This window comes from Falsiroseomonas oryzae, from assembly GCF_027856955.1.
Classification (GTDB): Bacteria; Pseudomonadota; Alphaproteobacteria; order Acetobacterales; family Acetobacteraceae; genus Falsiroseomonas; species Falsiroseomonas oryzae.
In genome coordinates this window covers 1-7,142 of record NZ_JAPSMD010000283.1, presented here as the reverse complement: position 1 = coordinate 7,142, position 7,142 = coordinate 1, and the positions used below count along the sequence as shown (strand labels likewise).

Annotated in this window: 6 protein-coding genes; 4 read left to right on the top strand and 2 right to left on the bottom strand. The window is 73.2% G+C overall.

What is annotated here, in order from left to right:
* On the bottom strand, positions 1 to 1,188 hold a 1,188-nt coding region (locus tag OZN99_RS21685; protein WP_270937337.1), incomplete at its 3' end, for a circularly permuted type 2 ATP-grasp protein.
* 141 nt (positions 1,189 to 1,329) lie between these two features.
* Complete coding sequence (locus OZN99_RS21680; protein WP_270937336.1) at positions 1,330 to 4,611, bottom strand: transglutaminase family protein; 3,282 nt, start codon at positions 4,609 to 4,611, stop codon at positions 1,330 to 1,332.
* A 166-nt stretch (positions 4,612 to 4,777) separates the two neighbouring features.
* On the opposite strand from OZN99_RS21680, the gene OZN99_RS21675 reads away from it, so the two are divergent.
* The 4 genes from OZN99_RS21675 to OZN99_RS21660 form a co-directional block, all read left to right on the top strand.
* Positions 4,778 to 5,524 (top strand): SDR family oxidoreductase, encoded by a 747-nt coding sequence (locus OZN99_RS21675; RefSeq protein ID WP_270937335.1) that lies wholly within the window; start codon positions 4,778 to 4,780, stop codon positions 5,522 to 5,524.
* A gap of 96 nt (positions 5,525 to 5,620) precedes the next feature.
* Positions 5,621 to 6,373, top strand: a complete 753-nt coding sequence (locus tag OZN99_RS21670) for an SDR family NAD(P)-dependent oxidoreductase (RefSeq protein WP_270937334.1) — start codon at positions 5,621 to 5,623, stop codon at positions 6,371 to 6,373.
* 11 nt (positions 6,374 to 6,384) lie between these two features.
* Positions 6,385 to 6,693, top strand: a complete 309-nt coding sequence (locus tag OZN99_RS21665; protein ID WP_270937333.1) for a c-type cytochrome — start codon at positions 6,385 to 6,387, stop codon at positions 6,691 to 6,693.
* 13 nt (positions 6,694 to 6,706) lie between these two features.
* The coding region (locus OZN99_RS21660) for a glucokinase (RefSeq protein WP_270937332.1) at positions 6,707 to 7,142 on the top strand (436 nt) is incomplete at its 3' end.

Genomic DNA, 7,142 nt, shown 5'->3' with positions numbered 1-7,142 from the left:
GGAGGGCGGCACCGGGCGCGTCGCGGCGAAGCGCCAGGGCTCGGCGGCGCCCCGGCCGGAGAAGGCCTCGAGCGGGCCGAGTGCGACGGTCTCGCCCGGGTCGAAGGCGGAGCGCAGCTTCCAGGCCTCCGGCGCGGCGCGCACGCGGTCGCGGGCGGCGTCGTCGCCCAGCCAGAGGGTCTCCACCTGCGGCAGCTGCAACTCCTCGCCCAGCAGGGCGCGGGCGGCGGCCGGCAGGTACGGCGCCAGCCCCGGCGCCTCAGCCAGCATCGAGCCGGGTGCGTTGACGAGACGCACCGCGCCGGCGCGATGCGCACCCATCAGCCCCGGCACGCCGCTGCCGTGCTGGAATTCCAGCGGGTCGCAGGCCTCGCCCTTGATGCGGCGGAGGATCACGTCCACCCGGCGCAGGCCGCGCAGCGTCTTGAGGTAGACCACGCCGCCGCGCACGGTCAGGTCGCCGGATTCCACCAGCTCCAGCCCCAGCTCCCGCGAGAGGAACAGGTGCTCCAGCCAGGTCTCCTGCCGGGCGCCCGGCGTCAGCAGGGCGATGCGGGGGTTGTCCACGCCATCGGGCGCGAGCGCCTGCAGGGCGCCGAGCCAGGCGTCGAAGAAGGGGCGGAGCGCGCGGACCTGCACGGCGCGGAAGGCCTCGGGCAGGACGCGGCCGAGCAGCGCGCGGTTCTCCGCCGCAAAGCCCACGCCGTTCACACCGCCGCAGCGGTCCACCAGCACGCGCCAGCGCCCGTCCGGCCCGCGCAGCAGATCGGCGCCGTAGAAGGCCAGGCGGTGCAGCGGCCGGGCGGCCGGCGCGCGGCAGGGGCGAAGGAAATGCGGATTGGCCAGCACCAGCCGGGCCGGGATGGTGCCGGAGGCCAGCAGGCGCTGCTGGCCGTAGAGGTCCTCCAGCACGGCCGCCAGCAGGCGGGCGCGCTGGGCCAGGCCTTCCTCCAGCTCGGCGAATTCGCCGGCGGTGACGATCAGGGGGACGGGGTCGCAGCGCCAGGGCCGGCGCGCGCGCTGCGGCTGGCCGGCGGCCGCGGCTTCCAGCACCGTCGCCACGCTCTCCTCCTCGAAGGCACGGTCGAGGCGGCGGGCGCGTTCGGCCAGCTGCGCGTAGCCGAGCGAGGAGAAGGCGCCCAGCAGGCTGCGCCAGGACGGACGGATGCGGCCGTGGCCGTCCACCATCTCGTCGAGCTGGGGCGGGGCTCCTCCCGCAGGCGCCGGGCTGTCGGTCAGGCGACTCCTTTCGTCCCGGCAGTCCGGGTCAGAACCTCGCGCCGCGCCCGCAGGCTCCCAGGCCGCGCCGAGTCGCGGCGCGGGGCGGCCTCATCCGGCCGCCCGCCTCAGGTCCAGCGTCCGGGGGTGCTGGCGCGAGGGCACCGGCCGGGGCTCCGGCATGGTGCCCGGGGTGTGGCCGAAGGGGAAGAAGCGGGCCAGGCGCCGCGCCTCGGCCTCGTTCGCGTTGACCGGGAAGGTCTGGTAGTTCCGCCCGCCGGGATGCGCGACGTGGTGGGTGGCGCCGCCCAGGCTGCGGCCGGTCCAGCTGTCCCAGATGTCGAAGGTCAGCGGGGCCTGGCTGCGGATGGTCGGGTGCAGCGCGGAGACCGGATCCCAGGCCTTGAAGCGCACGCCGGCGACGTATTCGCCCGCCGTGCCGGTGGGGGCCAGCGGCACCTCGGCGCCGTTGCAGGCCAGCCTGAATCGCTCCGGGATCCAGCCGGTGACCCTGGCCTGCACGCGCTCCACGCTGCTGTCCACGTAGCGGGTGGTGCCGCCGGCGCCGATCTCCTCGCCCAGCACGTGCCAGGGCTCGAGCGCGGCGCGCAGCTCCAGCTCCATGTCGCGCACGGCGATGCCGCCGATCCTGGGGAAGCGGAACTCGATATGCGGCGCGAACCAGGCGGGGTCGAAGGCGAAGCCGAGCTCGCCGAGCTCGTCGAGCACGTCGGCGAAGTCGCGCGCGACGTAGTGCGGCAGCATGAAGTCGTCGTTCAGCCGCGTGCCCCAGTGGATCAGCTTGCGGTCGTAGGGCCGTTCCCAGAAGCCCGCGACGAGCGCGCGCAGCAACAGCTGCTGCACCAGCGACATGCGGGCATGGGGCGGCATCTCGAAGCCGCGTACCTCGACCAGCCCACGCCGACCGCCGGGGCCGGAGGGATCGTAGAGCTTGTCGATGCAGAATTCCGTCCGGTGGGTGTTGCCGGTCATGTCCACCAGGACGTTGCGGAAGATGCGGTCCACCAGCCAGGGCGGCGGCTGCGAGCCCGGCGGCGGCACCTGGGCGAAGGCGGTCTCCAGCTCGTACACCGCGTCCGTGCGCGCCTCGTCCACGCGCGGATGCTGGCTCGTCGGGCCGATGAACTGGCCGCTGAACAGGTAGGACAGCGAGGGGTGGTTGTGCCAGAAGCCGACCAGCGACTTCAGCAGGTCGGGGCGGCGGAGGAACGGGCTGTCGGCAGGCTCGGCCGCGCCCATCACCATGTGGTTGCCGCCGCCGGTGCCGACATGCTTGCCGTCCAGCGCGAACTTCTCCGCGGCCACGCCGACCTGCCGCGCTTCCTCGTAGAGCGTCGTGGTGCGCTCCGACAGCTCGTCCCAGCTTGTCGCGGGATGCACGTTCACCTCGATCACGCCCGGGTCGGGCGTGACGGAGAAATGCAGCAGGCGCGGATCCGCGGGCGCGAGGTAGCCTTCCAGGAACACCTTGCGCCCGGTCTCCTTCGCCGTCGCCTCGATCGCGGCGACGAGGTCCAGCCAGTCCTCGGCCAGCGCCAGCGGCGGCAGGAAGACGTGGATCAGGCCGCCGCGCGGCTCCACGCAGAGCGCGGTGCGCACAACGCCCGGCTCTTCCCGGCCGGGCTCGGGCACCGGCATCTCGACGATCCGCGCCCGGCCTTCGGGGTAGTCGCGGCGGGGACGCAAGCGCTCGCGGCGGGCGAAGGGGTCGCGCTCCGGCTCGGCCTCGATCGCCGTGTCGGACGCCCAGGGCAGGCTGTCCAGCGGCAGGCGGAAGCCCATCGGGCTGTCGCCGGGGATGAGGAACATCTCGCCGGCGCGGAAGGCCCATGTCCCGCTCTCCCAGACGCGGTCCGCACCGACGCCGGCGCGGCGCAGCGGGATGACGGAGCCCACTTCCCCAGCGAGGCCCTGCCCGAAGACGCGGGCGAGGCGCGCGCGCTCCATCGGGTCCTTCAGCCTCGACGCCTCGGCCAGCACGTTGGCGGGCAGCATCTTCTCACGCCAGAGATAGTGGTGGACGTCCTCGTAGCCCGGGATGCGCAGGCGAGGATCGACACCGAGCTTGCCGGCGAGCAGCGTGGCGAATTCGGCCGCGTCCTGCGGCGTCGCCTGGTCGCGGTCGTCGTCGGAGGCGAGCAGCGCGGGGTCGGTCCAGACCGGCTCGCCATCCGCGCGCCAGTGGCAATACAGCGCCCAGCGCGGCAGCTGTTCGCCCGGGTACCACTTGCCCTGCGCATAGGTCAGCGCCGCACCGGGCGCCCAGAGCGGCTGCAGCCGGCGCAGCAGCCGCCCGGCGTAGCGGCGCTTGGTCGGGCCGAGCGCATCGGTGTTCCATTCCGGCGCGTCGCGGTCCGTCTCCGCCACGAAGGTCGGCTCGCCGCCGATCGTCATGCGGATGTCGCCGGCAGCCAGGCGCGCATCGACCGCGGCGCCCATGGCCTGCACGCGGTCCCATTGCGCGTCGGTGTAGGGCTTCGTCACGCGCGGCGTCTCCGCGACGCGGCGGACCTCCATGTGGAAGCCGAAGCTGGTCTCGCACTCGTCCACGCCGCCGGTGATCGGCGCGGCGGAGGCGGGCTCCGGCGTGGCGGCGAGCGGGATGTGCCCCTCGCCCGCCAGCAGGCCGGAGGTGGGATCCAGGCCGATCCACCCCGCGCCGGGAACATAGACCTCGCACCAGGCGTGCAGGTCGGTGAAGTCGGCGGGCGGGCCGGCGGGGCCTTCCACCGGCTTCACGTCGGGCACCAGCTGGATCAGGTAGCCCGAGACGAAGCGCGCGGCGAAGCCGAGGTGGCGGAGGATGTTGACCAGCAGCCATCCGCTGTCGCGGCAGGAGCCCTTGCGGTTGGTCAGCACCTCCTCCGGCGTCCAGACGCCGGGCTCCATCCGCACGATGTAGCCGATCTCGCCGGCCAGCCTGCGGTTCAGGTCCACCAGGAAGTTGACGGTGTTCGGCGCCGCGCGGGGGATGTCCTTCAGATAGGCGTCGAGCAGCGGGCCGGGCGCGGCGACGCGGCGGAAGGGCGCGAGTTCCTCGGCCAGCACCGGGTCGTAGGCGAAGGGGAAGGCCTCGGCCTGCGGCTCCACGAAAAAGTCGAAGGGGTTGATGGTCGCCATGTCGGCGACGAGGTCCACCGTGACCTCGAAATGCCGCACGCGCTCGGGGAAGACGACGCGGGCGCAGAAATTGCCCTGCGGGTCCTGCACCCAGTTCAGGAAGTGCGGCTTCGGCGAGACGTTCAGCGAATACGACAACACCGGCGTCCGGCTGTGCGGGGCCGGGCGCAGGCGGATCAGCTGGGGCGAGAGGCCGACGAGCCGGTCGTAGTCGTAGCGCGTCCTGTGGGTGAGCGCGGCGTGGATGCTCATGAGGGTCCGGGGAGGTCCTGCGATTCGTGTTCGCTATCACACTGGAACGGTCCGCCCCGCAAGGGCGCGCGCGTGACGGCGGCGTCATGGCTGGCCCGCGCGTGCCTGGACACGGCCGGCCCCGGCGGGCACCCTCCGCGCATCAACATCGGTCGGGGGAAGGTCCATGGCAGAGAGGTTCGCGCTGGTCACCGGGGCGGGCTCGGGCGTCGGGCGCGCGGCGGCGCTGGCGCTGGCGGCGGAAGGCTGGGCCGTTGGTCTGCTCGGCCGGCGGGCCGACGCGCTGGAGGAGACGGCGGGGCTGTGCAAGGGCGCGCGGACCCTGGTGCTGTCGGCCGATGTCAGCGACCCCGCGGCAGTGGAAGGCGCCTTCGCGAAGCTCAAGGGCGCCTTCGGGCGGCTCGACCTGCTGTTCAACAATGCCGGCACCAACGTGCCGGGCACGCCCTTCGAGGAGCTGACCGCCGACCAGTGGCTCAAGGTGGTCGCTGTGAACCTCAACGGGATGTTCCTGTGCGGCCACGCGGCCTTCCGCATGATGAAGGACCAGTCGCCGCAGGGCGGGCGCATCATCAACAACGGCTCGATCAGCGCGCATGCGCCGCGGCCGGGCAGCGCGCCCTACACGGCCACCAAGCACGCGGTCACCGGGCTGACCAAGTCCATGAACCTGGACGGGCGGCGCTTCGACATCGCGGTCGGCCAGATCGACATCGGCAATGCGATGACGGCGATGGCCGAGCGCATGGCCAAGGGCGTGCCGCAGGCCGACTGGTCGATCAAGGCTGAGCCGCTGATGGACGTGAACCACGTGGGCAAGGCGGTGGCGCAGATGGCGGCCTGGCCGCTGGAAACCAACGTGCTGACCATGACGATCATGGCCACCAAGATGCCCTTCGTCGGGCGCGGGTGAGCTTCACGGAGCGGAGGTGCCCATGCGGTCGCCGCAGGGCACAGGCGCCCGCAGGGCGACGAGCACCGGAGGCGTGAATCGCATGGGAGGCGTAGAATGAACAAGCTGGACCTGGCCGGCCGCGTCGCGATCGTCACGGGCGGCGCGCGCGGCATCGGGCTGGCCGTCGCGCGGCGCATGGTCGCCTCTGGCGCCAGGGTGGCCATCTGGGACATGGACCCCGCCAAGACCGAGGAGAGCCGCGCCGCGCTGGCCGCCGACGGCACGGTCACGGCGGAAGTGCTGGACCTGACGGACGAGGCCGCGGTGGCGCAGGCCACCACCAGCATCCTCGCCGCGCACGGCAAGGTGGACATCCTGGTGAACAACGCCGGCATCACGGGCGGCAACATGCCGAGCTGGGAGATCCCGGCCGCGCAATGGCGCCGGGTGATCGACGTGAACCTGAATGCGCCCTTCATCGTCGCCTCCGCGATCATGCCGCACCTGCTCTCGAACGGCTGGGGGCGCGTGGTGAACGTCGCCTCCGTCGCGGGGAAGGAGGGCAACCCGAACGCGGCGCACTACAGCGCCTCCAAGGCGGGACTGATCGGCTTCACCAAGTCCCTGGCGAAGGAGGTCGCGACGCGGGGCGTGCTGGTGAACTGCGTCACGCCCGCGGCGGCCAAGACCGACATCTTCGCGCAGATGACCGAACAGCACATCGCCTTCATGCTGTCCAAGATCCCGATGGGCCGCTTCGTGGAGGTGGAGGAGATCGCCGCGCTGATCTGCTGGCTGGCGAGCCCGGACTGCTCCTTCTCGACCGGGGCGGTGTTCGACGTCTCGGGCGGGCGTGCAACGTATTGAGGAGGCGCGCGATGCGCTGGCTGCTGCCCTTCCTGCTGCTCGCCGCGCCGGCGCTGGCGCAGACCGCGGACCCGGTGGAGGGCGGGCGCCTGGCCGCCACCTGGTGCGCCAACTGCCACCGGATCTCGGCCGGCGGGCCGGGGCCGGCGGCCGATGCCGTGGCCTCCTTCCCTGCCATCGCTGCCCGGCCGAATGCCAGCGCGGAGGGGGTCGCAACCTTCATCCGCCTGCCGCATGCCGGCATGCCGGACCACGGGCTGACGGCGCGGCAGGCCGCGGACATCGCCGCCTTCGTCATGGCGCAGCGGCCCAATCGATGAGCGTGAGCGCGGCTTGAGGGCGCTGCTCGCCGACATCGGCGGCACCAACGCGCGCTTTGCGCTGCTGGACGGCAGCCCGGGTGCCCCGCTGGTGCTGCCGGTGGCCGCCTTCGCCACGGTGGAGGACGCGATCGCGGCGGCGCTGGCGCGGCTGGCGCCGGGCGGCGGCGTGCAACAGGCCGTGCTGGCGCTCGCCGGGCCGGTGCTGCACGAGCCCGTGCGCCTGACCAACGCGCCCTGGAAAGTGGCCACCGCGCCGATCGCTGCGCGCTTCGGCTTCGCGCGGGTGCGGCTGGTGAACGACTTCCTGGCCCAGGCGCACGCCCTGCCCCACCTGGCGCCGGCCGACTTGCGACCCATCGGCGGCGGGCGGCGCGACACGGCGGCGCCCATGCTGGTGCTCGGGCCGGGCACCGGGCTCGGCGTGGCGGGCTTCCTGCCCGGCCCGG

Bases quoted from the DNA above. Each gene is read 5' to 3' on its own strand.
- OZN99_RS21680 (WP_270937336.1), bottom strand. From the start codon at position 4,611: ATGAGCATCCACGCCGCGCTCACCCACAGGACGCGCTACGACTACGAC.
- OZN99_RS21675 (WP_270937335.1), top strand. From the start codon at position 4,778: ATGGCAGAGAGGTTCGCGCTGGTCACCGGGGCGGGCTCGGGCGTCGGG.
- OZN99_RS21670 (WP_270937334.1), top strand. From the start codon at position 5,621: ATGAACAAGCTGGACCTGGCCGGCCGCGTCGCGATCGTCACGGGCGGC.
- OZN99_RS21665 (WP_270937333.1), top strand. From the start codon at position 6,385: ATGCGCTGGCTGCTGCCCTTCCTGCTGCTCGCCGCGCCGGCGCTGGCG.